Source organism: Tenacibaculum retecalamus, assembly GCF_027941755.1.
Taxonomy (GTDB): Bacteria; Bacteroidota; Bacteroidia; order Flavobacteriales; family Flavobacteriaceae; genus Polaribacter; species Polaribacter haliotis_B.
This window is the reverse complement of the sequence record NZ_CP115916.1, coordinates 2,735,121-2,757,017: the sequence shown is the minus strand read 5'-3', so window position 1 is coordinate 2,757,017 and position 21,897 is coordinate 2,735,121. Positions and strand designations below refer to the sequence as shown.

29 protein-coding genes are annotated in these 21,897 nt (G+C 29.0%); 3 read left to right on the top strand and 26 right to left on the bottom strand.

Features of this window, described 5'->3' with window-relative positions; translation table 11 throughout:
- The first annotated feature begins 2 nt into the window (after positions 1-2).
- Both PG912_RS12975 and PG912_RS12970 read left to right on the top strand, forming a co-directional pair.
- Positions 3-2,465 carry a TonB-dependent receptor gene (locus PG912_RS12975; RefSeq protein WP_275687875.1) on the top strand — a complete coding sequence of 821 codons (2,463 nt, stop codon included), beginning with the start codon at positions 3-5 and terminating at the stop codon, positions 2,463-2,465.
- Between the two features lie 10 nt (positions 2,466-2,475).
- Positions 2,476-2,745, top strand: a complete 270-nt coding sequence (locus tag PG912_RS12970; RefSeq protein ID WP_260587216.1) for a DUF3817 domain-containing protein — start codon at positions 2,476-2,478, stop codon at positions 2,743-2,745.
- Positions 2,746-2,928: 183 nt separating this feature from the next.
- Here PG912_RS12970 and PG912_RS12965 read toward each other — a convergent pair whose 3' ends face one another.
- The 21 genes from PG912_RS12965 to PG912_RS12865 all read right to left on the bottom strand — a co-directional run bounded on the left by PG912_RS12965 (position 2,929) and on the right by PG912_RS12865 (position 17,502).
- Positions 2,929-3,738: a carboxypeptidase-like regulatory domain-containing protein gene (locus PG912_RS12965; RefSeq protein ID WP_275687874.1), complete on the bottom strand. Its 810-nt coding sequence runs from the start codon at positions 3,736-3,738 to the stop codon at positions 2,929-2,931.
- A gap of 32 nt (positions 3,739-3,770) precedes the next feature.
- Positions 3,771-4,613, bottom strand: a complete 843-nt coding sequence (locus PG912_RS12960; protein ID WP_275687873.1) for a leucine-rich repeat domain-containing protein — start codon at positions 4,611-4,613, stop codon at positions 3,771-3,773.
- On the bottom strand, positions 4,610-5,503 hold the full coding sequence (locus PG912_RS12955) for a hypothetical protein (RefSeq protein ID WP_275687872.1): 894 nt from the start codon (positions 5,501-5,503) through the stop codon (positions 4,610-4,612). Before PG912_RS12955 ends, PG912_RS12960 begins: the two co-directional genes overlap by 4 nt.
- Positions 5,504-5,551: 48 nt before the next feature.
- Positions 5,552-6,268 carry a DNA alkylation repair protein gene (locus PG912_RS12950; protein ID WP_275687871.1) on the bottom strand — a complete coding sequence of 239 codons (717 nt, stop codon included), beginning with the start codon at positions 6,266-6,268 and terminating at the stop codon, positions 5,552-5,554.
- A complete protein-coding gene (locus PG912_RS12945) occupies positions 6,258-6,578 on the bottom strand; it encodes a hypothetical protein (RefSeq protein WP_275687870.1) in 321 nt (106 codons plus the stop codon). The genes PG912_RS12950 and PG912_RS12945 overlap by 11 nt, the downstream gene beginning before the upstream one ends.
- Positions 6,579-6,654: 76 nt before the next feature.
- On the bottom strand, positions 6,655-7,113 hold the full coding sequence (locus PG912_RS12940; protein WP_275687869.1) for a GyrI-like domain-containing protein: 459 nt from the start codon (positions 7,111-7,113) through the stop codon (positions 6,655-6,657).
- A gap of 31 nt (positions 7,114-7,144) precedes the next feature.
- On the bottom strand, positions 7,145-7,615 hold the full coding sequence (locus PG912_RS12935; protein ID WP_275687868.1) for a DinB family protein: 471 nt from the start codon (positions 7,613-7,615) through the stop codon (positions 7,145-7,147).
- A gap of 29 nt (positions 7,616-7,644) precedes the next feature.
- The gene (locus PG912_RS12930) at positions 7,645-8,490 is read right to left on the bottom strand and encodes a nuclear transport factor 2 family protein (protein ID WP_275687867.1); all 846 of its coding nucleotides are present in this window, start codon (positions 8,488-8,490) and stop codon (positions 7,645-7,647) included.
- A 2-nt stretch (positions 8,491-8,492) separates the two neighbouring features.
- Positions 8,493-9,380, bottom strand: a complete 888-nt coding sequence (locus tag PG912_RS12925) for a polysaccharide deacetylase family protein (RefSeq protein WP_275687866.1) — start codon at positions 9,378-9,380, stop codon at positions 8,493-8,495.
- A gap of 59 nt (positions 9,381-9,439) precedes the next feature.
- Positions 9,440-10,297: an alpha/beta fold hydrolase gene (locus tag PG912_RS12920; RefSeq protein ID WP_275687865.1), complete on the bottom strand. Its 858-nt coding sequence runs from the start codon at positions 10,295-10,297 to the stop codon at positions 9,440-9,442.
- Between the two features lie 98 nt (positions 10,298-10,395).
- A complete protein-coding gene (locus tag PG912_RS12915; protein WP_275687864.1) occupies positions 10,396-11,235 on the bottom strand; it encodes a leucine-rich repeat domain-containing protein in 840 nt (279 codons plus the stop codon).
- On the bottom strand, positions 11,232-11,621 hold the full coding sequence (locus PG912_RS12910) for a VOC family protein (RefSeq protein WP_275687863.1): 390 nt from the start codon (positions 11,619-11,621) through the stop codon (positions 11,232-11,234). Before PG912_RS12910 ends, PG912_RS12915 begins: the two co-directional genes overlap by 4 nt.
- 1 nt (position 11,622) lies before the next feature.
- On the bottom strand, positions 11,623-12,087 hold the full coding sequence (locus tag PG912_RS12905; protein WP_275687862.1) for a RidA family protein: 465 nt from the start codon (positions 12,085-12,087) through the stop codon (positions 11,623-11,625).
- 2 nt (positions 12,088-12,089) lie between these two features.
- A complete protein-coding gene (locus PG912_RS12900) occupies positions 12,090-12,668 on the bottom strand; it encodes an NAD(P)H-dependent oxidoreductase (protein WP_275687861.1) in 579 nt (192 codons plus the stop codon).
- Positions 12,669-12,730: 62 nt separating this feature from the next.
- The gene (locus PG912_RS12895) at positions 12,731-13,294 is read right to left on the bottom strand and encodes a Crp/Fnr family transcriptional regulator (RefSeq protein WP_275687860.1); all 564 of its coding nucleotides are present in this window, start codon (positions 13,292-13,294) and stop codon (positions 12,731-12,733) included.
- Positions 13,295-13,298: 4 nt separating this feature from the next.
- Positions 13,299-14,030 (bottom strand): NAD(P)-dependent oxidoreductase, encoded by a 732-nt coding sequence (locus PG912_RS12890; RefSeq protein WP_275687859.1) that lies wholly within the window; start codon positions 14,028-14,030, stop codon positions 13,299-13,301.
- A gap of 5 nt (positions 14,031-14,035) precedes the next feature.
- The gene (locus tag PG912_RS12885) at positions 14,036-14,659 is read right to left on the bottom strand and encodes a CatB-related O-acetyltransferase (protein WP_275687858.1); all 624 of its coding nucleotides are present in this window, start codon (positions 14,657-14,659) and stop codon (positions 14,036-14,038) included.
- Between the two features lie 4 nt (positions 14,660-14,663).
- Entirely contained in the window at positions 14,664-15,512 is an 849-nt protein-coding gene (blaOXA, locus tag PG912_RS12880; protein ID WP_275687857.1) for a class D beta-lactamase, read from the bottom strand.
- Entirely contained in the window at positions 15,499-16,260 is a 762-nt protein-coding gene (gene map, locus PG912_RS12875; RefSeq protein WP_275687856.1) for a type I methionyl aminopeptidase, read from the bottom strand. The genes blaOXA and map overlap by 14 nt, the downstream gene beginning before the upstream one ends.
- Positions 16,261-16,273: 13 nt before the next feature.
- The gene (locus PG912_RS12870) at positions 16,274-16,609 is read right to left on the bottom strand and encodes a hypothetical protein (protein ID WP_275687855.1); all 336 of its coding nucleotides are present in this window, start codon (positions 16,607-16,609) and stop codon (positions 16,274-16,276) included.
- Positions 16,610-16,614: 5 nt separating this feature from the next.
- On the bottom strand, positions 16,615-17,502 hold the full coding sequence (locus tag PG912_RS12865) for an alpha/beta hydrolase fold domain-containing protein (RefSeq protein ID WP_275687854.1): 888 nt from the start codon (positions 17,500-17,502) through the stop codon (positions 16,615-16,617).
- Between the two features lie 237 nt (positions 17,503-17,739).
- Here PG912_RS12865 and PG912_RS12860 point away from each other — a divergent pair, with 237 nt between their 5' ends.
- On the top strand, positions 17,740-18,141 hold the full coding sequence (locus PG912_RS12860; RefSeq protein WP_275687853.1) for a hypothetical protein: 402 nt from the start codon (positions 17,740-17,742) through the stop codon (positions 18,139-18,141).
- Here the strand turns inward: PG912_RS12860 and PG912_RS12855 are convergent.
- The 5 genes from PG912_RS12855 to PG912_RS12835 all read right to left on the bottom strand — a co-directional run bounded on the left by PG912_RS12855 (position 18,129) and on the right by PG912_RS12835 (position 21,813).
- Complete coding sequence (locus tag PG912_RS12855) at positions 18,129-18,863, bottom strand: GNAT family N-acetyltransferase (RefSeq protein WP_275687852.1); 735 nt, start codon at positions 18,861-18,863, stop codon at positions 18,129-18,131. The genes PG912_RS12860 and PG912_RS12855 overlap by 13 nt on opposite strands.
- Entirely contained in the window at positions 18,860-19,309 is a 450-nt protein-coding gene (locus tag PG912_RS12850; protein WP_275687851.1) for a DMT family transporter, read from the bottom strand. The genes PG912_RS12855 and PG912_RS12850 overlap by 4 nt, the downstream gene beginning before the upstream one ends.
- Positions 19,306-19,935: an NAD(P)H-dependent oxidoreductase gene (locus tag PG912_RS12845; protein WP_275687850.1), complete on the bottom strand. Its 630-nt coding sequence runs from the start codon at positions 19,933-19,935 to the stop codon at positions 19,306-19,308. The genes PG912_RS12850 and PG912_RS12845 overlap by 4 nt, the downstream gene beginning before the upstream one ends.
- A 74-nt stretch (positions 19,936-20,009) precedes the next feature.
- Complete coding sequence (locus PG912_RS12840; protein ID WP_275687849.1) at positions 20,010-20,612, bottom strand: Crp/Fnr family transcriptional regulator; 603 nt, start codon at positions 20,610-20,612, stop codon at positions 20,010-20,012.
- 88 nt (positions 20,613-20,700) lie between these two features.
- Positions 20,701-21,813 (bottom strand): nuclear transport factor 2 family protein, encoded by a 1,113-nt coding sequence (locus PG912_RS12835; protein WP_275687848.1) that lies wholly within the window; start codon positions 21,811-21,813, stop codon positions 20,701-20,703.
- Between the last annotated feature and the right edge of the window lie 84 nt (positions 21,814-21,897).

Below are 21,897 nucleotides of genomic sequence, written 5' to 3'. Positions count from 1 at the left end.
AGATGAAGCAAGTTATTACCCTATTTTTTTTACTGACAATCACCACTATTTTTTCACAAAACCTTACGATAATTGATGCCGAAACAGGTAAAACAATCGATGGAGTTGCAGTGTTTAATAAAAACAAAACAACATCAGCAATTAGTAATATTAACGGAATTGTAAATGTTTCTGAATTTAAAGACAAAGAAATTCTTGTTTTTTCGCATGTTGGATATGCGGATTTCCAAGAGACAAAATTGGCTTTAAAACAAAACGAATATCAAGTTTTTTTATCAAAACAATCAGAGCAATTAGATGAAATAGTTGTGTCTGTTTTTAAGAGTAAAGCAAAAGCGAATCGTATTGCAGAACAAATAGCAGTAGTTTCATTAAAAGATATTCAAAAAGTATCTCCACAAACATCAGCAGATTTATTAGCTACCATTCCGGGAATTAAAGTTCAGAAATCGCAATTTGGTGGCGGAAGCCCTGTTTTAAGAGGAATGGAAAGTAACCGTGTTTTATTGGTTGTTGATGGTGTTAGAATGAACAATGCAATTTATAGAAAAGGGCATTTACAAAACTCGATAACTGTAAATCCTACTTTATTAGATAGAACAGAGGTTGTTTTTGGACCATCATCGGTTATTTATGGTTCTGATGCACTAGGTGGTGTGATTCATTATTATACAAAAACTCCAAAACTGTCTGAAGAAAATAAAATTAAAGGAAGTAGTTTTTTAAGATACAGTTCAGTAAATAATGAAGTTACCAATTCGGTATCGGCAGAATTACAACTTAAAAATTGGGCATCGCTTACTAGCATAACACATAGTAATTTTGGTGATTTAAAAATGGGTAAAAATCGTTCTCATGGTTTTGATGATTGGGGAAAAACGTTTTTTTATTCTGATAATTTAAAAGGAAATTATACTGAAAATCCAACGAAAAATGAAGATGTGAATCTGCAGAGAAATACAGGTTTTAGTCAAACAGATTTTTTACAGAAATTTTTTATTCCGCTATCAAAAAAAACCGATTTAAAAGTAAATATTCAATATTCTACATCATCAGATGTGCCAAGGTTTGATAAGTTAAGTGAGCTTAAAAGCGGAGAATTAAAGTTTGCAGAATGGCATTACGGACCTCAAAGTCGTTTTTTAGCTTCTTCTCAATTAGAAATCAATCCGAATAAAAAATGGTTAGATAGAGGAACAATTACTGCTGCTTATCAGAATATTGAAGAAAGTCGTATTCAAAGAAAATTCGGAAGTTTAGAAAGATCATATAGAAGAGAAAATGTAAATGTTTTTAGTGTAAATGGAGATTTTACGGTTCCGTTAGCAGAAAAACGTGATTTAGGATATGGTTTTGAAGTTGCTTATAATGATGTAAAATCAGATTCTTATGGTAAAACATTAAGAATAAATAATAACGAAATTGTAGATTTTGAAGGTGATTTTTCGGTGCAATCTCGATACCCAGATGGCGGAAGTAGTTATTTTAGTTCGGCAATGTATTTGGATTATCGCCAAGATGTTACGCCAAAATCAACCTTAAACACAGGTATACGATTAACGAATACTCAGTTAGATGCTAAATGGATAGATGAAACATTTATAAAGTTACCGAGCAGTACTATTAATTTAAATAATACAGCACTTACCGCAACCATTGGTTATGTGTATAAACCTGTTAGAACTTGGCAATTAAATGCGGTGTTGTCATCAGGATTTCGCTCGCCAAATATTGATGATGTAGGTAAGGTAAGAGAAAAAAATGGAAAGGTTACTGTACCAAACATTACGCTGAAACCTGAGCATGCTTATAGTGCAGAAGTTGGATTTCAGAAGTATTTTAATGATAGGAAATTTAGAATTGGTGCAAACGTATATTATACATTGTTAAACAATTATATTTATCGCGAAGCCTTTGAGTTAAACGGAAGCCCTACTGTTTCGTACGATGGAGAAAATGGTGATATTGTAGCAAACGTAAATAAGGGAACAGCTTACATTACGGGAGCAACAGTAAGTTATCAAGGAAAATTACTTGAAAACTGGAGTACTTCAGGATTTTTAACCTATACAAAAGGAAAAGCGTACGATACAAATTTACCAATGTCATCAATTCCGCCATTATTTGGTCGTTTCGAATTGAATTATTCAAACAATAAGTTTGAAGGAGGAGCCAATTTTGTGTTTAATGCGAAAAAAGATATCACGGATTATAATTTAGATGAGGGAATTGATAACCAACAGCAAACACCAATTGTAAATGAAGTTGCAACTGAAGATGTTGATAAATATTACGGTACGCCTAGTTGGATGACAGTTGGTTTACATGCCAAATATTCTGTAAACGATAACATAACAATACAAACACAGCTTACCAATTTATTGGATGAGCATTATAAAGAATTTGCTAGTGGTGTTTCTGCGCCAGGGCGAAATATTTCAGTTTCAATACTAACTAATTTTTAAAAACACACAGATGATTAATTTATTTAAAATAGTAAGTTTATTAGAGGGAGTTTCTTACTTGTTATTGCTTTTTATAGCAACACCAATTAAATACTTACAAGGAAACCCCGAATATGTAAAAATGCTAGGAATGCCTCATGGATTGTTATTTGTAGCTTATATAATTATAGCAATTATGTTAAAATTTGAACTGAAATGGAGTAGTAAAACATTCGGTATTGTTTGTTTATTATCAATCTTACCTTTCGGAACTTTTTTTGTTGGGAAGTATTTAAAATAAACACAAAAAATGGTGTCTGTAGTATTCATTTTTAAATAGAATAAAGAATCGTTATAAGCGATTTAAATAAAAACCTCAGAATTGAATATCAATTCTGAGGTTTTTTTCTAAACTTACACACTTCAAATGAAGTGCTTTCTTATTTATATACTCTTGTTTTAAAAATAAAATGTAAGCTATTAATTACTCCACAGCAACAAGTTTAAACCAAGAACTTGCAAACGATGCTACTTCTGTCTTATAAACCCATTTTTCTAAAACTTCTTCTTTAGTTGCTTCTCCATAATTTACCCATAAACCAGTTTCTTCATTAAAATTAAGTACCTTAACTGTTTCTGGAGACATCGGTAATAAATCCGCGCTAATATCAAATTCCATTGTAGCTGTATGCCCTTCTTTTATATCAAGCCTATTTTTTTCAGCATCCTCTAATTTAACATAAACAAAACCGTAAGTATTACCATCATCAAATGTATTATTATGCCCAGGAGCAATGCTCTCAATTGCTAAATTAAAAGGAGCTATATGATGAATTACAGGATACATAAACCCAGTAAACGAGTTTCCATCCTCATAACTAATATTTCCATTTATCTTTAAAGTAAAACCTGTAGGAAAGTGCACCTCACTATCGCCTCCACTACCTAATATAGTGGCTAAATGATCTTTTAATAGTGTAAAATTAACGGTGTTACTTTCTTCTAAATCAACAATCATTTTCATTCCATTTATATAATCGTCTTTTCTTGATTTAATGTATGCGTAATCTGTTATTAAGTTAACGTTATTCAATACAAAATTTCCATTAGTATCTGTGATTGTTGTATCATCACCTATAATTATAGTTGCGTTTTTTATAGGTGTATTTAAATCATCTACTACTGTACCTTTAAAGTTTTTTGTTGTAACAGTAGGAGGAGTATCATCATCACTTGAACTACATGATGCGAATAATAAAAGACAAATTGAGAATAGAGGGACTAGTTTTTTCATTTTAATTTGAGTTATTTTTTTTTAGTTAAATTTTAATCACAACTTACATTTACTTGTTGATAGTCTGACAGTTGTAGCGTTGGTATATTTTGATCGCTTTTAATTTTTATACAAGGTAAATTAGGATTTCTGTCGGTTAATAAATAATCAAGATTATCAAAATTACTTACATCTAAATCTGTTAAAAAATTTTCGAAAAGAGATAAATAGTACAGCTCTTCTTTTTCTCCTAAAATGATACTTGTTAACTTGTTGTTTGAAACATTTATAGCTTCTAATTTTAAATTGTTCGAAAAATCAATGTTTTCCATTTTATTAGTCAATAAAAGAACAGTTTCTAAATTAGGTGCTTTACTTACATCAAAATAAACCAAATTATTATTACTCATTAATATGTTTGTTACGCTTGAATTATCAAGAGTAAATTCTTCAAATAGATTTTCTGATAAGTTTACCCATTTTAAATTTTTAGCTTCGGATAAACCTGTAATGTTTTTTAAATCGTTAGCCATTAAATGCAAAGTATCTAGCATTGTATTGCTACTTAAATCAATATTTTCAAGTCTATTACCTATGGCGTAAAGTCTCTTTAATTTTGTAAATCCCTCAATACCAGATAAGTTTTCGATCATTTCTGACGAGCTTGGGTATGATAAATCTAGATACTCTATTTCTTTAATATCAGATTGAAGAACTTGCTGATTTACAACACCATCAGAATCAATACCTTGTTTTATTAATTCTGTTTCAAAATTTACATCAGGTATGTGTATAAATTTACTTATTGGAGTTTCTTCTATATCATCGTTTTTTGAACAAGAAATAATTGATATTCCTGTAAATATTACTATTATTAAAAGATTTTTTATTTTCATAATTCTAAATATTGATATTCATAAATAATTACAGGAGCACCAACATAGCTTTCCTCCATCCTTGTTGGGTAATTTTGTGTGTCATACTCATAAGTTCTTTTTATAATTGTATAACACTCTGGACAACTTGTAAGTTCTAATAAAACGGGATTGTTTTTTAAATATGGAAATCTAAATTGATCATCTCTAAAAAAAACATCAATTCCATTAAAAACAGAATCAGAAAAATAATTAATAAATCGCTCTATATATATAGATTTCAATTGCCCGTAAAATGGGTTTGGGTTTGCATCGTATGTAATTTTATACTCTTTTAAAAGTATGCCTGCCATATCAAAATCTTTTGCTATAATTAAGTTTCCATTAGCATCATATTTAAAAGTTGAACACCCATTTTTACGAGCAATCTTCTTTACTAAACCATCAACATTCGTTTCTAAAATAATTGTTGTGTTTGCTTTTGTATTAATAATTCCAGAAACTATAATCTTATTGTCATTATAAGTTAAAATATAATCATGTAAATAAGAATCTGTAGTTGAGTATGCTATTATTCTATTAGAAATATCGTAATCAAAACTATATTTAAAATTGTTAATGTTATTATCTACCTTAATTAAATTATTGTTGCAATAATTATAGTTTCTGTATAATTTAAAAGTATGTTCATTATTTTGTACTAACAAATTATAATCATTATAAGAATATTCATAATTATTACTTGTAGATACAACCTCAGGATGAGTTGTTTTTAATTTTGTTAAAAATCGATCAATTTCAATTGTATAATTATCGCTAGTACAAATCTCTTCAATTTCAGATTCGTTTTTAGAACAGGAAATAATTAATGTAAATATTAATACTGATATTAATATATGTGTTTTTTTCATTTTCTAGTTATTCTTTAATTAGTTGCCCAATCATATTAATTATTACACTTATTCGTTCAATTTTGTATTTTTTCTATAAATTTCTCTAGGATAATCAGACATTCTAACGGTATCTTTTTGCAATTCATTTAAAGCATTTTTTGCAATCCACTTTGCAGATTTACTTTCTAGTTTTAAAATATCATTGGCAACTTCTATCGCCATTTCATTTAAATCGATATTTCGTTTTCCAATATTTCTTAACGCCCAGTTCACCGCTTTTTTAACATACAATCTATCATCAGTTGCTTGTTGAATAATAATCGGAAAAAATTGCTCAAAAAGCTCATTACCCGATTTTTTATCAGCCATACAATAGGATGCCAAAATTGCAAAACCAGCTCTTTTTTCAAATTCAGCTTTTCGGTTAGTCCATTCTAATATTTTAGCCAATGAAAAATCACTTTTAGCAAATAATCCCATAGAAAAACTGTCGCAAATTTCCCAGTTTTCAAACGTTACCACCCATTTTTCCATTAACGTTTCAGTAATATCTTTTGGATTGAAAATTTTACTACATAAAAGGCGTGCTTCGTAAATTCCGCTATCAAATAACTGTAATGCTAATTCATTATTTGTTCCAATTTCTTTGGCAATCATCTTTAATTCTTTGTGATAAATTCCTAAAGAATTATTTGCTACAATTCCGAATTTCTGCTCTTTAAAAATGATTTTTTCAGGATCTTGTAAATCGTATAAACATTGTATAACTTCGTTATAATCCATTTATTTCTATGGCTTGTTTTAGATAATAAGTAACTACATTCTTATCAAACTCTTTTACTGGTAAAACCCGAATTGCTTTTCCTTTTCCTGTAAGAAAACCTAATTCATCCTTCATTTTTGCGCCTTTTAAAAACCCAAAATCAATACCATAAGGCATGGTTCTTAAATGGCAAATTCCACCATTTTTATTAGCATACGTTGTAATACGCTCTTTTTTTGTTTCTGTAATTCCTTTAAAAGACAAAAGAAATACTCGTGCTTTTAAAAAAAGTTTTTTGTGTTCTGACTTTAGATCCTTATCGTATTGCATTGCTTTAACTTTAGAAAGTTAAAATTATACTTTATCATTTTTAATTTATGTGCTAATCTTGCTATTTATTGTAGAATTAAGAATTTAGCGAAATAAAGATGTCTACTTCAGCATTTAATGGGTTTTGTGCTGCTTCTCCGTACACTTCAAAATCGGCGGTATAACTCCTGTCTACATCTGTGTTCCAAATAGTATTCCATTTCTCGTAAACAGCTCCTTTTGTTAAATCTCCTTTTGCTGTAAATTTTTTATATGATGAAGCTTCTATAGTTATTGCCACGAAACCTTCAGGAATTTCATCAATATTATTTACTCGGCACCCTAAAATTGTAGTATACGGCTTGGTATAATCACTTTCATAATCGGTATATACTGAATATACATCAGATGTTGTTTTATTCGGGATTTTTTCTAAAATACCTTCAGTCATAAAAGTATTCCATAATGCGCCAATATCTTTGGCTGCTTGGTTATTTTCATTGGTTGTTCTTACTGCAATGCCAATTATCTTAAATGCTTCTAATTCTTGTTTCATAGTTTGTTATTTATTCTATTTCACTATTATATTAATCCCATATTTGAGGTCTATCAATTCCTATAGTTCTTAAATAGGCTAACATTTGGCCTGTATGAACAGCTTCATGATATGCAATTCTATTTAAATAATCTCCAAGAATTTTACTCTGTCCAACTTCTTTTCTTTCAATTTTTATATTGATTAAATCGGACTCTTGTAAACCTTTTATCATATTTAAAAAATGGGTTCTATATTTTTCAGAAAACATAATTTCATCTTTTAAATCAGCGTATTCTAAATTATTCCAAGGTGATTGATAAGTTCCTAAATCACCTCTGTTTTCTATTATTTTATGAAAAAGATGCTCACCCTCTAATACGTGTCTTATCATTTCAATAATTGTAAATGCTTTTTCATCTGGTTTCCAATTCAAATATTCACTCGGAATTCCGTTCCAAAGTTTTAAACTTCTTCTTCTTATTTCAGAAAAGTTTAAAAGTATATTTTCTATTGAGTTCATATAATTGTGTTTATTCAAATTTTATCTACTTAAAAAAACTCTTGATGTGAAATTTTATTTACAATTTTCCATCCCTCTTTAGTTTTAAGTATATTCATATAATCCATGTACTGATACGTTTTATATTTAGTTGAGAGTTTTACGTTTGCAGTAGTTCCAGTAACATCTATATAATAGATCTTACTTTTAAATAACCTTGTTTTCATATTTTTGAAATACGAAAAAAACGTTTGAATCGCTACTTTTGTATGTTCCCCTTTTTTATTGATAAATTTTAAAGTTGCATCTGGTTGAAATGCTTTTTTAAGTAAATCTGGATTATCAGTTTTTGTGCCTTCAAAATAATAACTTAATATTCTTTCAATTTGTTTCTTATCGTTTTCTTTCTCTTCAATTTTATTTAATGTTCCATCCTCATTAAAATACTTCCATGACCCTACATCAATTCCTTGTTTTCTCTTACCGGTTTTACTTAAGGTAGAATTCTTATAATAATACTTCCACTCTCCTGTAAACTTTCCGTTTTTATACTTTCCAATTGCTCTTAAAGCTCCATTATCATGATAATATTTCCACAACCCTTTATCTTTTCCTTTTTTGTATTTTCCAATAATTCTTAAAACACCACTGTCATAATAATATTTCCATTCTCCATGTAACTTTCCTTCTAAATAATTACCGGTTTTACTAATTTTACCATTCTTAAAATAGTATTTCCAGTTTCCAGTTTCTAGCTTGTTTTTTTTAGTCCCTATTACTTTAGTTTTACCATTATTATAATGTTCTTTATATTCTTGAGCATTGCTTGTTAAAACGAGTAATGTTAATACAATAAATAAGATGCTTTTTTTCATTTCTTTTGATTTTCTATGCATTTTTATAGCCCTAAAAAATCCATTGCTTCTTTTTCATAACGGCTGTCTTCTGCTGGGTAACGTAAAATTGAGTCGTATTTTTTTGTTTGCTTTGCTAATGCCCATAAAAGACTTTCGCCTGCTGGAATTGTTACAGGAGTTTTAGTATAAATAGGATCTTTGTAAGCTTTTTCTGCATTAACAATCTCCCAGCCATTTTTTTTAAAGTGTTTGATTAAATCATCAATAAACAATGCTGATGTTAAATTATGATGCAATAATATATTGTGATGAATTTGTCTACCTGTTAACTTTTTTCCTAAAGAATTATAATATTCAGCGCGATTATAAAGGTGTTTTAAATAGTAATTTCTATATCCTGAAATATCGCTTTGCGGATTTTCTTTTAAACGTTTTACTAATCGTTGATTAATGTACCAATCAGAAGCATCAACAGTTACATGGCCTATTTTATATTCTTTTTCTTTTAAAAAAACTCTAAACCCATCTCTTTTTTCAATAGTATTGCCTTCTTTTAAATACGGAAATCGGAATAATTTTGTAAAATTAGAATAGTTGTTAATTAAAGAATCGTTTTTTACTAGTTCTTGTTTAAAGCGGTTTAAACTTACTTTTTTACTATTAAAATAAGGATGTGAATACGTGTGGTTTGCGATTAAATGACCCGCATCATTCCAGCTTTTTATAATCGTTCTTCCGGCTTCATTATCTAAGTTTTTTCCTTTAACAAATAATATCGTTTGTACATTTTCTGCTGTAAGTTTATCTATCAATAATTGATTCCAATCAGCATTTTTATATCCAGGGAAATTTTGTGTAGCACCATCATCAAAAGAAAATGAAATTTTAGGTTTTTCTATTTTATGTTGATTTTTGCATGCTGATAGCATCAAAAAACTACAAATCAAAAAACTATATAATAATGAAAATCGGTTCATTTATAATCTAATTAAGAATTTTTAATAGTATTAACAATTAGAGTATTATCAACCGAACTCTGTACGTGTTTAGACTGCTCTAATAAAATCACTTTTTTTAATGATGGAAATATTTTTTTGGCTCGTTTTATCATTTTTTCACCAGGAAACATTAAGTCATTTTTAGCTGCAAAAAGTGTTATTGGTGTTGTAATTACTTGTGCAGCTTTTGTACTGATTACAGGAACGGGTGTAAAATCCATTGTAAAATGTAAAAACACTTCTGATAAAAACTGTATTGCAAAATTGTCTTGCTCGGTAAATAATTCTTTTAAAAAACGCTGTACATACTTCTCTTTTTTTGTTTTCATATAACGTTTCATCGGAATAAAAACTTTAAACAGCGCTTTTAATGGATTTCCATTTACAATATACGCAGGGGCTGTTAAAAAAACTTCTTTTATATTTTCTTGTTTAAACGCTAAAGTTTTTAAAATAACCAATCCGCCAAAGGAAAATCCGGCAAGCGATACATTTTTTAAATGTAAGGCATCAATTACTTCGTGCATCCATTTTCCGTAATCATCGTTTTTCATCGACAACTTAGTTTCGGCACTTTTATTAGGTTGCGCTAGTACATCAATTGCAAAAATCTGGAAGCTTGATTCTAACCCTTTGTAGGTTTCTAAGCTAATTGGTGCACAGCCATTAGAGCCATGCACAATTAACATCGGGGGGTTCGTATTTTCACCTACAACAATAAGGTTTGTTTTACCATAAGAAGTAACAACTTCTTTATACTGATGCTTAATATTTAAACTTCTTAATTTTTCATTATATAAGTTTAATACTGCTATTTTTCCTTTTATGGATTTATAAAGTGAGCTCATTTTTAAAATTTAGGACAAGTTTACTAAAAAATAACGAACACCTCTTTTTTAACGATGTAAAAGAAATGTTAATTTTTTTATTTTAAAGATTGTAATGGCTAATTACAATTTGTTGAAAGTTGTTGATATGATGATAGGTTTACAGTAAGTATTGTTTGTCCTGTAGCTATTTTAATACAGTTTAAATCAGGATTTCTATCTATTCTTAAATCAACCAATTTGTTTAAATTACTCACATCAAAATCTGTTAATAAATTACTTGAGCAGTATATATATTTTAACTTTTGATTATTCTCTAAGTTTATTGTTTTTAACTTATTTGACGAGAATATTAACACTTCTAATAAAGGGTTTTTACTAAAATCTAAAGCTTCAATTTTATTTAATGTTAACAAAGCTGTTTCTAAATTAGGAGCTTTATCTACATTAAAAAAAACCAAATCATTATCACTCATTAAAATATTTTTCACGCTAGTATTATCAATTGAAAATTCGGTAAAATAATTGTATGATAAGCTTAGCCATTTTAAATTTTTAGCTACTGATAAACCTTTTATTGATGTTAATTCATTAACCGATAAATTTATCGTATCAAGTAAAACATTAGTACTTAAATCAACCGAAGTTAGCTTATTACCAGCTACGTAAAATCTTTTTAAAGCTGTAAAAGCTTCTATTCCTTTTAAATTTGCAATTACCTTAGCGCTTGAATTATTTAAGTTTAATTTTTCAACATTTATAACATCACTTCTAAGTATTTTTTGATTGATAATTCCGTCAGAATCAATTCCTTTTTCAATTAATTTTTCTTCAAATCTAGCGTCTGGAATATCAACGTAAATACTTTCAGTATTTTCATCAATACTATTTTCTGAACATGCTAAAATTAATAGCCCTAAAACGCATACACTAAGTGTATAAATAACTTTTCTTTTCATTTTATTGGTGTGCAAATTTCTATTAAAAAACCATTATTATCTTTTAAATATCCTACGTGTTGCTTCCATGGTTTTTCTTGTATATTCTCGTAAACTAACGCTCCATTATCAATTGCTTTTTTAAAATCAACTTCAATATTTTCGGTTGTAAAAACGAGTTCTATTCCAAATGGTTTTCCTGAAGGAGTACTCTTTATAAATCCTTTTTTTAAATTAGATTCTCCGAGTATTATGGATGCAAAAGCTATTGTTGTTTCTCCCGAAATTAATTCTCCATAATCTTTTTCAGGAGCAATAAATTTGCGTTTAAATCCGAAACATTTCTCATAAAAATTAACTGTTTTTAAAACATCATTAACATATAAAATGGTGTATGCATATTTCATTTTAACTATCTTTTTTTAAAGTAAAACTGGTTGTTAACCCTACACAAAAATTTCGTGGAAGTTTTTCTACTCCAAAAATAGCTCTTGAATGTTGTCCTTTTTCTTCTAAAATATCAACAAATAAATCTGAAGCTCCATTTACCACAGCAGGTGAGTCATCCCAATTATCTCCCGATTGAAAATATGCATCTATATGGTTAAGACCTTCTATATTATCAAAACCAACTTTTGCATCAACTTGTGCTAACACATTTAAGGCACATAATTCCATTGCCTTGTATCCTTCTGCTGTTGAAATTTCATTCCCTAAACGACCTTGGTAAAGGTATTTTTCGTTTATAATAGGAAATTGAATTGCTATATAAGCAATTTTCCCTCTAATATTAACCGAAACGTAACTTCCACCTGGTGTTGAAATTTCGGGTAATTTTAAATTCATTTTTGCTAATTTTTCTTTTAAATTCATACTTATTTTAATTTTTCACTAAATTCACTCATTTTATTTAACCACTCTTTTCTGAAGCTATCACTAGAGCCTGTAATTGTTGAAATATAGATGACCTCAACAGGGCTTACTCCACAATATTCTAACACACCTGTTTTAAACTGATGTAATACTGGTTGTTTCATCACTTCTATATCGTATTTTTCTGGTGTATCAGAAGTAATATAAACACTTGCCGATTTACCTTTTAATAATCCTACAGGCATTTCTTTACCTTCTTCAAATTCAAACATAATTCCGGGCAGAAAAGTTCTATCAATAAAACCTTTCATTAAAGCTGGTAAGCCAGCCCACCATACAGGAAAAAACCATACAATATGATTTGCATTTTTTATTTTGTCAATAGCTTCTTTTAAATCACTCTCTAGCTCCGTTCTTTTACGATAACCATACTCTAAATTTGGATTAAAATTTAGCTCTGAAATATTGATTTCAGAAATAGTAATTTTTGTTTTATTTAATCCTTCTTTATATGCTTTTGACAATGCATAATTATAACTTTGCTTATCTGGATGTCCATTAATTATTAAAACTTGTTTCATGATTTGTTCTTTATTTTTATACAAAGAACATTACAATACTGTTTTTTAAAAAGGACATTTGTCTAATTCGATATCGATTTTCTTATGCGACTTAAATGCCGTTGTGTTATCCCTAAATAAGAAGACAAATAACTTAGAGGAATTATCTGTAAGTATTCAGGATCGTTTGTTAGTAAATCTCTATATCTTTTTTCGGCTGTTTCTTTTTGTAAGATAAAAATTCTTTTCTCCATTTTTATATACTCTTGTTCAGCTATAAACTTAAAAAACTTAAGCCAATTAGTACTCGAATTTTCTAATTCTAAAATCTCTTTTCTTGAAATGGTATACAATTCAACATCGGTTAATGCCTGAATGTTTTCTGCTGTTTTAGTTTGAGATAAAAAAGAAGAATAAGCACTCACAAAAGAGTCAGAAAAAGTAAAACAATACGTTACTTCTTCTTCTAAAGAGGAATAATAATACGATCTAAACATACCAGAAACTACGAAGGCTATTTCGTTGCATATTTTACCTTCTTTTATAAAAAAATCACCTTTATGTACCTTCTTAGAAACGACTTTACTTTCAAATAAATCGATTTCATTGTCTGATAAAATGTTAAATGATTTTAGATATTCTTTCATGGTTTTAACTTAAAGATGATGTACTATAAATTACAGGCATTTTACCTCTCCATTTTTCCCAAAGTTCATTTTTGTTAATTAAACTCGCCATAAAATGAGCTACGTTAATTCTACTAACTTTACCTGCATTAAAAATAGCACTTCTTGTTGGTGAAGGGTGAATTTCATAATCGGTAACTTCATTTTCATTAATCAATCCATCGGGTCTAACAGCAGTCCATTCAATGTATGTATCATTTTGACCAACTTGGGTACGTAAATAATCTGCCGCTTTTTCATTATCAACATGTGGAGGCAATAATAACCGGAGCAAAGAAATCACCAATCTTTGGGCAACAGAAATAGGCTCGTTTAAGTCGCGGTTTCTATTCCCTGTTGTATTCATTAAAACAAATTTTACTGGCTGATTTGGGTTGTTATTTTTTACCGCATCACAAAGTTTTTTTACCGCATCTGTAACCAACCTTCTTGGTTTTCCGTAAATTCCTTTCCAACTCAATGTGTGTCCTAAACACGAAGCAATTGCACTACAATCGGCAACGATTAGACTCATTTTCTCATCATTTAACTCTAAAACACTTGCGTTAATAATTTCTAAATCACGGTTATTTTTCCACGATTCCGGCAATTTTTCTGGCGATCTTACAATTACTTTTACCTTGTGTTTTTGCGCTAAAAGTTGTGCTACTAACTTTGATCCTGTTGCGCCACTTGCGCCTACTACTAATATTTTCATAACTATTATTTATGTAGTTTATTAACTTCACAGTCAGTTAAATTCTTAACATTTTTTGTGATTCTTTCAATATCCCAGTTCCACCATTCTAATGTTAAAAGTTGTGCTATTTTTTCATCAGAAAATCGTTTTTTAATTTCTTTTGCAGGATTACCACCAACAATTGTATACGGTGCTACATCCTTAACAACCGTTGCATTGGTTGCTATAATTGCGCCATCTCCAATAGTTACACCGGCCATAATTGTTGCGTTATAACCAATCCAAACATCGTTACCTATATTAATATTTCCTTTTTGAGGATATGTTTTTCCTTCCATAGCATTTTCCCATCCATTTCCAAAAATTGCGAACGGATAGGTAGAAATACTATCAGTTAAATGATTTGCTCCGTTCATAATAAATTTTACATCAGAAGCGATCATACAAAACTTACCTATAATTAGTTTATCTCCCGTAAAATCGAAATGATATTTTACGTTCTTCTCAAAGTTTTCTACGTTTTCAAAATCATCGTAATAGGTATAATCGCCAACAATGATATTCGGGTTTTTAATGATGTTTTTTAGAAAACAGAGTCTATCGTAATTATGTAATGGAAATTTTGTATTTGTATCTGATCCTGTCATAATTTTATTTTAGTGTTTGAAGTACTTTAAAGGTAATTTCTTTTCTAGCTTTTATAAATAAATTTGGATCTGTACTTTTATTAGGCTCAATGTTTGTTGCAAAAAAATATACTTTTTTATTCTTTTCAAGATATCCAACAAACCATCCGTTTCTTTTATCACTTCTAACAGATAAACCCGTTTTTCCTCTTAGCTTAAAATTTTCTTTATCATCTATAAGCATCATTTTTTTCATAATAACCTCCGTTCTTTTAGAAATAGGAAGTTTCGATTCATAAAGTTGTTTTAAAAAATCAATTTGTTGAAATTGATTGATTTTAGAATTTCCTTCTAACCAAAAATTATCAATGGTAGTTGCATTAAAATCCATGTTACCAAATTCTAATTTATCAAGAAGGTTTTGCATTCTTTTTACACCTACTTTTCTTGCTATTTCTTGATAACAAGGCACACACGAATAATGAAATGCTTGTTTTAAAACTAAATTTTGTTCCCAAACTTTATACGCTCTCTTCTCTCCATTCCAAGCAAATAATGTGCTGTCATTTTTAACAATCCCTAACTCTAAGGCAATAATAGAGTTCGGAATTTTAAAAGTAGAGGCTGGTAAACGACCAATTGTTGCCCAATCAAAATCATTTGAATAATAAGTATCCTTTTTAAAATCATAAATTAGTACAGCTCCTGTTACATTTTTATCGTTTATAATTTTTTGAAATTCAGGGTGTACTATTTTCTTAATTTCAACATTAACAATTTCTTTTCTTTTGTCTTCAATTTTATTTTTACAAGCACTTATTACTAAAAATACTATTAATAAATATGCAATGCTTCTTATTTTAAATACTTCCATTAGCTGCCGTTAAAATAATTGGTTTTTTATCTGTAATTAAAATAGTGTGTTCGTGCTGTGCTACGTAACCACCTTTATTACCAACTAAAGTCCAACCATCATTAAGTTCAATAGCTACTGAAGATTTTGTAGCGATAAAGGTTTCAATGGCAACAGTAGAATTTTTTTTGAAGCGCTCTCTGTTACTTTTAACTCGGTAATTTAAAATATTTTCTGGCGCTTCATGTAAACTTCTTCCAACACCATGACCTGCTAAATTTTCAATTACTTTAAAGCCTCTTTTTTTAGCTTCTGTTTCGATTATATGACCAATGTCAGCAATTTTAACGCCATCTTTTGTACTATTAATAGCTTTCATTAAGATTTCTTTTGATGCGTTAACTAAAGGTTGATGTTTATGAATATCTTTTCCTAAAACAAAAGAACTTCCGTTGTCAGACCAAAAACCATTTAACTCGGCAGAAACATCAATATTTATTAAATCACCTTCTTTTAAAGTAATTTTTTTCGATGGAATTCCGTGCGCTGCAACCTCATTTACACTGATACAAGTATACCCTGGAAATCCGTAAGTTTCGTAAGGAGCTGATTTTGCGCCGTAACTTTTTAATATTTGAGCACCATAATCATCTAATTCTTTGGTAGACATACCCGCTTTTGCATAAGTTTTCATCTTTTTAAGCGTAGTTCCTACAGCTTCGCTAACTTTTTGCATTCCTACTAATTCTTCTTCTTTTGTAATTGACATTTCTTTTTCTTTTTTAAACTAATTCAATATATGCTGATGTTCCGCCTGATAAATCTTCATTGAGCCAATTCCATTCAAATTTTAACTCTAATTTACCTGACTGATTCTGTGAAATAATTCCTTTTGATTCACCAGCCTTAAGGTTACCATCTTTAGTTAAGCATTGAAATAAAAGTTCTACTCTCGAATCACCTACTTGCTTACCAACTATAAAACCTTCTTCTATTTCTCCACCTTTATAAGTTCCTCTTATAATATTTTGATATTGAGAATAGTAAAAAACTGTTTCGCTAGAAGACAGTCCTTTTTTATTTTCAACAGCTATAAACCTCTTGTTATTTAAATTCAATTTTCTTAATTATTTATAGTATCAATAATTAATTTTAACGCTTCTTTAGCCTCTTTCATAACTGGTAATAATGGCCAAATATGAGGCATTTTTTTTCCTATAATTATATCAACTGCTATTTTTGATTTCTTAATTTTTTTAACTGCTAATAGTTGATCTGGATAGGTAATGTCGTTTTCAGCTAAAAACAATATTGTCTTCGGAAACTTATCAAAACTTCCATAGATTGGAGAAATTATTTCATTTTTTAAATCGGTATTTCCAGCACACATTTTCTTGGCGCTTAACACTCCTTTTTTTGATAACATTGGGTCTTTTTTATCAATAATAGCAATTGTTTTATTAGACATTGTTGCATCCATTACTGGAGAAATCAGAATAATTTTATTAGGTAAATCTTTATTTTCTTTAATTAAACGTTGAGTTACTGCTGTTACTAAAGTGCCTCCTACCGAATCGCCAATTAACGTTATTTGAGTACCTTTATAACTCTCTAATGCTTTTTCATATATTGCATCAATATTTTTTGATATTTCTGTAATTTTATGTTCTGGTGCTTTCGGATAATTACACATCCAAATGGTTAAATTTGTATGTTTTGATATTTCATGTAAAGTATCCCAATGATGTTTTGCTGGCCCAGAAATAAAAGCACCTCCGTGAATAAATAGCACTAATTTACCTGACGATTGTTTTGATTTTATTTCGGTAATTGAAGTTTTACTGATTTTAAAACTTCTTATTTTTTTATTTTTAAAAGAACTTGTTTTAGGATGATACACATTTTCTCTCCTAATTTTTTTATAATCTATAGGCTCGGTATTAAACGTTTTTTTAATGCCTTTTAATTTTAAAACGAATAAGGTAATGTAATAAGTAATGCTTTTATTCATTATTTCTTTAACAAATTTATACAGTTAGTGCTATAAAAATAAAACTTATTACAGAGTTATATAAAATTTTGTGACGAACAGTTGTTTAAATACCACAAATCGTTAAATATTGATGATGAAGCCTATTTTTAAACTCTAAAATGAAATTGCAATCTATTAAAGTTCTGTTAAACATTATAATTATATACTGTTTATATGTAGGTAGCATTTATTTTCGTTTCTTAAAAAACAACAATTATGAACCGAAAATTTGGATACTTTTATGCCACAATAATGGCTGTTTACTTTTTAGTTTCTGGCTTATCGGTTTTATTTGACGTACCAGGAAAATTAAAAAGAATTGATTTACAGGCCTTGAATGTTGATGGTGAAATAGCTTTTATTCTAATTTATACAAGCCTTATGGTTGGAATTGGCATTGCTAATGTTATATTTCAATTTATTAGTAAATCTTGGGTTTATTCGGCAATATTATCAGTAATTATTATTAGTTCGTTTATTGTATTTAGAATTGTTGGCAGCTTAATGATTGGTAATTTTACAAATACTCAAATTAGTTTTTTAGTATTTGAAATAATCGAAGTTGCTATTGGTTTATTTTTATTAAAAAAAAATCAAATAGCCATCTATAAAACGTAATTCTTAATTGAAAAATCAGCTTGGAACCCTAATTTTAAATACAAACCTTTTCCCATTTCTGAAGCTTGTAAAACCATAAATTTGTTGTTGTTTTCAATACCTTTATTAATCAATGCCTTCATAATTTCATTAGCATATCCTTTTCTCCGATTTTCTGAAGGAATCCCTACTGAATGTGCTCCTATAATTTTATCAGTTTCATAAGTTAACGCAGTTCCTACAGGTTTATTTCCATCAAAAGCTATGTAATAGTTTACCTCTTTTAAGGTGTTAATTACCGTTTTATCACCAATTACATACCCGAAAGATTTTTGAAATAATTCAGCCCAAATTATTGCTTCTTTTTCGTTTGAAACAAGTAATAGTTTAAAATTCTCGTTTAACTCATAAGATGTTTCTAATTTTAAAGACATGCCTACTTGTTCGAACTTTAATTTGAAACCATTGGCTACAAAAAGCTGTGTATTATTATTCGGATAATAATGCCAAATAGGAATGGTAATATCCGAAGAAATGGTAGCCAGTTTTTCTTTAATTTCAATCATGTTTTCTTGGCTCATTTTTTTATGAAACCATAATCTATTTGGCCATTGTGTATCTTTAACTTCAGCATATTCAAATTCGGAGAATTGATGATACCCATTAAAATAGGTGCCAACTGTTTTCCACAACTCAGTTAAATTTTCAATATTTTTTTGTTGTATATTTTCTTTTTCTTTCATTTCAAATTAATTAATAATATTCCTGATAACATTATAAGTACCCCCACAATTCTTTTAATTGTTATTGGTTCTGTCGGTAAATTTAACCATCCAAAATGACCTGCAATTACAGAAAATGCCAATTGACCAAATAAGCCCAACGATATCATTGTTGAAATGCCTAATTTAGGAATGGTATAATAATACAAACTGATACCGATTACGCTAAGCAAACCACCTGTAAACCATAAATAAATTGGAATTTGTTTGATTATTTCTGTTGTAGGTAAATTTTTGGAACTTATCATAATAAAAGCAATCGCAAAAACTGTACTACTAAAAAAAGCTGCTACAGATGCCATTAATGGATTTTTTAATAACACTCCTAAATTAGAATTTAAACCTCCTTGAGCTGCCAAAAAAACACCACCAATTACAGCGAGTAATGATAAGCTGTATTGATTCATATTTCTTGAAATAATTCTGTTAATGGTTTTCTAATTTTTGTACGATGCTGTGTATGATCATTTTCAGCTCTATATCCTATTGGTGCAATAACAGCCGCAGATAAGTTTTGTGCGTCTAATCCTAAAATTTCATTATATTTTTCAACTTCAAAGCCTTCCATCGGGCAAGCATCAATCTGTAATTCGGCACAGGCGTTTAAAAGGTTTCCAAGCGCTAAATACGTTTGTCTTTTAGTCCAATTGATTTTCTCATCTGAACTCATTTCATCAATTTTACTTTTCATAAAATCGCCATACCCTTCTAAGTTTTTAACAGCTATTTGTTGTGTATTTGCTGTTAATTCTAAAAATGCATCTACATCTTCATTTTTAGGGTTTGTATAGTTACAAAATACAAATAAGTGAGAAGCATCTGTAATTTGGTTTTGATCCCAAGAGGCCGGTTTTAATTCTTCTCTTATTGCTTTGTTTTCAATAATTAACACTTTATACAGTTGTAATCCGTATGAAGAAACGGAGAGTTGTACTGCTTGTTTTATTTTTTCTATATCTGTAAGAGAGACTTTTTTTGTCGAATCAAAAATTTTGGTAGCATAGCGCCAATTTAAATGTTTTATAAGTTCCATAATAATCTTGTTTTATAATGATAAGACAAAATTAAGAGGAAGTTAAATTGTGCACATCAACATATGTTGATGTGCTATTTATTTTTTAAATCTTTTCTAATTCGGCTTAACTGTGTAGGTGTAATTCCTAAATGAGCTGCAATATGTAATTGTGGTATTCTTTGATCGATATTTGGGTGGTTTTCTAGTAATGTTAAATACCTATCCGTAGCATTTTCCATAACCAATGCTACTTCTCGTTGTTCTTTATCTACGATCCAATTTTTTTCTAAATAAGCAATATAAAACTCTCTAAGATCAGTATTTGTGTCAATAAAATGACGGTATTTTTTATAATTTAAACTGATTAAAACAGTTTTTTCCAATGCTTCTAATGTGAAATTTGAAGGTGTTTTTTTTAAATACGAAACCGTTGATCCTGCAAAATCATTTTCTAAAAAAATATTTTTATTGTAAATATTACCATCATAATCGGTTACATAAGCTCTTAAAGCACCTTTACAAATAAAATGAATTTGTGATGCAATTTGCCCGTTACGTAATAACATTTCTCCTTTTGAAAGTTCTTGAAAGGTAACAATAGAAGCTATGAGTGATTTTGAGTTTTCTGAAATAGAGGCATAGCTAGCTATTTTATTAAAAAGTGCTGCTGTATATTGTTTTTTATAAATTGACACTCGCTAATTTTTTATCATTATAAGTACAAACATCTCGTTTTTTTGTTAAAGAAACGAGATGTTTGTACTTAGAATGTTATAAAAAATATTACTTATTTTTTAAACGCTCAATTATTCTTTTTACAACTGTTGCTGACGATAAATAATTTTGTCCTGTAATTAAGTTTCCGTCTTCTTCAATATGTATTGAATTTCTAGGTGAGTATTTAAAAATTCCGCCTCGTTCTTCAATAGTTTTTGTAATTAAAAACGGAAATTGTTTAAAATATGCTGCATCTTTATGCTCAAAAGCATCTGGGTAGCCATTTACTGCCTTTCCTGTTACCAAGTATTTTCCATCCTTTGTTTTTAAGTGCACAATACCTGCTGTTCCGTGACAAACAGAAGATATAATTCCATTATAATCTTCGTAAACAGACATTACCGTTTTTTGAATTGCTTTGTTTTCTGGCACTCCAAACATAGCGCTTCCGCCACCAATATAATGTACTGCTTTGTAATTTTTAGCACTTACCTCTTTTGGCGATTTAGTATGCTTTAAAGCATGCATAAAATTTACATTATATAAATAATGTTTTTGCAAATCATCTGATGTATTAATATACGCAAGCGGAATGCTTCCTCCTTTCGGACTTACAAAATCTACCGTATAGCCAGCTTTTACAAAAGTATCGTACGCATTTACAATTTCTGAATAACTATTACCTGTGGCTAGTTTTGTATCGCCGTAATGATGTGCATTTGATACAATAAATAAAATGCGATCACCATTTGCATTACTTTTGGAGCTACTTGCGGTTTTGCTAATAATTTTCCACTGATTATTGATGTTTTTTAAAAGAAACATATCAATGTACTTTATACCTTTACTAGCAATAATAATTTCAGCTTTTGCGGTGGCAATACCATTTGAAAAATCGATAGAAAGTATATTTCCAATTCTTCCTGTAAATAGCCCTTTTTTTCCTTTTTTAAACCAGCTAGTATATTCTTTAATAGGAACTATCCAAACATCTTCATCTTTTTTATCTAAATACAAATTAGCATCAGTATAAAAAGCCTTTTTTATTTGATTGGGTTTAGTGTATGAGGTTCCTTCAATATAATTTATTAAGGTATTTGTTATTTGTTCTGTTTCAGATTGGGCAAATAACGTTTGACTAAAAATTGATGCTATTATTAAAAATAGATACTGTTTCATATTATTGTTAAATTAATTATTCGACAATAGTACAATCGATGTATGCTATTTCTTTTAAAGATATAGGTATTCGGATTCCTAATT

Excerpts from the sequence above, each read along its gene's own strand:
- PG912_RS12975 (WP_275687875.1), top strand. The coding sequence starts at position 3 with ATGAAGCAAGTTATTACCCTATTTTTTTTACTGACAATCACCACTATT.
- PG912_RS12970 (WP_260587216.1), top strand. The coding sequence starts at position 2,476 with ATGATTAATTTATTTAAAATAGTAAGTTTATTAGAGGGAGTTTCTTAC.
- PG912_RS12965 (WP_275687874.1), bottom strand. The coding sequence starts at position 3,738 with ATGAAAAAACTAGTCCCTCTATTCTCAATTTGTCTTTTATTATTCGCA.
- PG912_RS12960 (WP_275687873.1), bottom strand. The coding sequence starts at position 4,613 with ATGAAAATAAAAAATCTTTTAATAATAGTAATATTTACAGGAATATCA.
- PG912_RS12955 (WP_275687872.1), bottom strand. The coding sequence starts at position 5,503 with ATGAAAAAAACACATATATTAATATCAGTATTAATATTTACATTAATT.
- PG912_RS12950 (WP_275687871.1), bottom strand. The coding sequence starts at position 6,268 with ATGGATTATAACGAAGTTATACAATGTTTATACGATTTACAAGATCCT.
- PG912_RS12945 (WP_275687870.1), bottom strand. The coding sequence starts at position 6,578 with ATGCAATACGATAAGGATCTAAAGTCAGAACACAAAAAACTTTTTTTA.
- PG912_RS12940 (WP_275687869.1), bottom strand. The coding sequence starts at position 7,113 with ATGAAACAAGAATTAGAAGCATTTAAGATAATTGGCATTGCAGTAAGA.
- PG912_RS12935 (WP_275687868.1), bottom strand. The coding sequence starts at position 7,615 with ATGAACTCAATAGAAAATATACTTTTAAACTTTTCTGAAATAAGAAGA.
- PG912_RS12930 (WP_275687867.1), bottom strand. The coding sequence starts at position 8,490 with ATGCATAGAAAATCAAAAGAAATGAAAAAAAGCATCTTATTTATTGTA.
- PG912_RS12925 (WP_275687866.1), bottom strand. The coding sequence starts at position 9,380 with ATGCTATCAGCATGCAAAAATCAACATAAAATAGAAAAACCTAAAATT.
- PG912_RS12920 (WP_275687865.1), bottom strand. The coding sequence starts at position 10,297 with ATGAGCTCACTTTATAAATCCATAAAAGGAAAAATAGCAGTATTAAAC.
- PG912_RS12915 (WP_275687864.1), bottom strand. The coding sequence starts at position 11,235 with ATGAAAAGAAAAGTTATTTATACACTTAGTGTATGCGTTTTAGGGCTA.
- PG912_RS12910 (WP_275687863.1), bottom strand. The coding sequence starts at position 11,621 with ATGAAATATGCATACACCATTTTATATGTTAATGATGTTTTAAAAACA.
- PG912_RS12905 (WP_275687862.1), bottom strand. The coding sequence starts at position 12,087 with ATGAATTTAAAAGAAAAATTAGCAAAAATGAATTTAAAATTACCCGAA.
- PG912_RS12900 (WP_275687861.1), bottom strand. The coding sequence starts at position 12,668 with ATGAAACAAGTTTTAATAATTAATGGACATCCAGATAAGCAAAGTTAT.
- PG912_RS12895 (WP_275687860.1), bottom strand. The coding sequence starts at position 13,294 with ATGAAAGAATATCTAAAATCATTTAACATTTTATCAGACAATGAAATC.
- PG912_RS12890 (WP_275687859.1), bottom strand. The coding sequence starts at position 14,030 with ATGAAAATATTAGTAGTAGGCGCAAGTGGCGCAACAGGATCAAAGTTA.
- PG912_RS12885 (WP_275687858.1), bottom strand. The coding sequence starts at position 14,659 with ATGACAGGATCAGATACAAATACAAAATTTCCATTACATAATTACGAT.
- blaOXA (WP_275687857.1), bottom strand. The coding sequence starts at position 15,512 with ATGGAAGTATTTAAAATAAGAAGCATTGCATATTTATTAATAGTATTT.
- map (WP_275687856.1), bottom strand. The coding sequence starts at position 16,260 with ATGTCAATTACAAAAGAAGAAGAATTAGTAGGAATGCAAAAAGTTAGC.
- PG912_RS12865 (WP_275687854.1), bottom strand. The coding sequence starts at position 17,502 with ATGAATAAAAGCATTACTTATTACATTACCTTATTCGTTTTAAAATTA.
- PG912_RS12860 (WP_275687853.1), top strand. The coding sequence starts at position 17,740 with ATGAACCGAAAATTTGGATACTTTTATGCCACAATAATGGCTGTTTAC.
- PG912_RS12855 (WP_275687852.1), bottom strand. The coding sequence starts at position 18,863 with ATGAAAGAAAAAGAAAATATACAACAAAAAAATATTGAAAATTTAACT.
- PG912_RS12850 (WP_275687851.1), bottom strand. The coding sequence starts at position 19,309 with ATGAATCAATACAGCTTATCATTACTCGCTGTAATTGGTGGTGTTTTT.
- PG912_RS12845 (WP_275687850.1), bottom strand. The coding sequence starts at position 19,935 with ATGGAACTTATAAAACATTTAAATTGGCGCTATGCTACCAAAATTTTT.
- PG912_RS12835 (WP_275687848.1), bottom strand. The coding sequence starts at position 21,813 with ATGAAACAGTATCTATTTTTAATAATAGCATCAATTTTTAGTCAAACG.